The organism is Arthrobacter sp. Y3223164, assembly GCF_059091005.1.
Genome location: NZ_JBNHGF010000504.1, coordinates 1 through 1703, shown reverse-complemented (window position 1 = coordinate 1703; position 1703 = coordinate 1). Strand labels below are relative to the sequence as shown.

The window sequence follows — 1703 nt, the reverse complement described above, 5'->3', positions numbered from 1 at the left end:
CCGGTCCGCGGACCGGTGCACGGCGCCCGCATCATGGCCTGACCGCCCGGCCCCGCCCCTGGAACGCGGCGGCGGCGCGTCCGCCTCCACCAACGCAACAGAAAGCAGCATCCTTGGTCCACCTGCTCGGCGCAGAAAACGTCAGCGTCTCCTTTGCCACCCGCACCATCCTGGACTCGGTGTCCCTCGGCCTGAACGAAGGGGACCGGATCGGCATGGTGGGGCGCAATGGCGACGGCAAGTCCACCCTGATGCGGCTGCTGGCGCACCGCGCCACGCCCGACGACGGCCGGGTCACCAAGCGCGGCGACGTCAACGTGGGCTACCTGGACCAGCAGGACGTGCTGGACGGAGACCTGCCGGTCGGCGTGGCGATCGTCGGCGAAGCGGCCGAGTACGAGTGGGCCTCCAACCCGCAGATCCGCGAAATCATGAACGGCCTCGTCGGCGACGTCGACTGGCACGCGACGGTGTCGTCCTTGTCCGGCGGGCAGCGCCGCCGGGTCGCCCTCGCCAAGCTGCTGATCGAGCCCCATGACGTGATCATGCTCGACGAGCCGACCAACCACCTCGACGTCGAGGGGGTCGCCTGGCTGGCCCGCCACCTGCAGACGCGGTGGCGCCCCACCGAGGGGGCCTTCCTGGTGGTCACCCACGACCGCTGGTTCCTGGACGAAGTGTGTACCCGGACCTGGGAGGTCCACGACGGCACCGTCGACCCGTTCGACGGCGGGTACGCCGCCTACGTGCTGGCCCGTGCGGAACGCGACCGGACGGCTGCCGTCGTCGAAGGCAAGCGGCAGCAGCTGGTGAAAAAGGAGCTTGCCTGGCTGCGCCGCGGTGCTCCCGCCAGGACCGCGAAGCCGAAGTTCCGGATTGAAGCGGCCAACGAGCTGATCGCCGACGTGCCCGAGCCCCGGGACGCGGTGGCCCTGAACAAGATGGCCACCGCCCGGCTCGGCAAGGACGTGCTGGACCTGGAGCAGGTTTCCTACACCCCGCCGGCCCGGCCCACGGACGGCGACGGCGGGCCCGCCGCGCTGTTCGACAACATCACGCTGCGGCTGGCACCGGGGGAACGGCTCGGCCTGGTCGGCGTCAACGGGGCGGGCAAGACCACCCTGCTGCGGTTGCTGAACGGCGAGATCCAGCCCACGGCCGGCAAGGTCAAGCGCGGCAAGACGGTGCAGACGGCCATGCTCACGCAGGAAGTCCGCGAACTCGACGATGTCATGGACCTCCGAGTGGTGGAGGTGATTCAGCGCGAACGCCAGGTCTTCAACATCGGCGGACGCGAGGTTTCCGCCAGCCAGCTGGTGGAACAGCTCGGCTTTTCCAAGGAGAAGCAGTGGACGCCGGTGCGCGACCTGTCCGGCGGGGAGCGGCGGCGGCTGCAGCTGCTGCGGCTGCTGGTCGGGGAACCGAACGTGCTGATGCTGGACGAGCCCACCAACGACCTGGATACGGACACGCTGGCGGCCGTGGAGGATGTGCTCGACGGCTGGCCGGGCACGCTCGTGGTCGTCTCGCACGACCGCTACCTACTGGAACGGGTGACCGACCATCAGGTGGCGCTGCTGGGCGACGGCAAGCTCCGCGGGCTGCCCGGGGGAGTGGACCAGTACCTTGAGCTCCGCGAAGCGGCGCTCGCCGGCCGGCCCGCGCCGTCCCCATCCGAACATCACACGTCATAAATAAAGTCA

At 69.8% G+C, this 1703-nt stretch carries 1 protein-coding gene; it reads left to right on the top strand.

Annotation, left to right across the window (positions count from 1 at the left end):
* Positions 1-113 precede the first annotated feature (113 nt).
* On the top strand, positions 114-1694 hold the full coding sequence (locus tag AC5RUJ_RS15845) for an ABC-F family ATP-binding cassette domain-containing protein (protein WP_494156195.1): 1581 nt from the start codon (positions 114-116) through the stop codon (positions 1692-1694).
* The last annotated feature ends 9 nt before the right edge of the window (positions 1695-1703 follow it).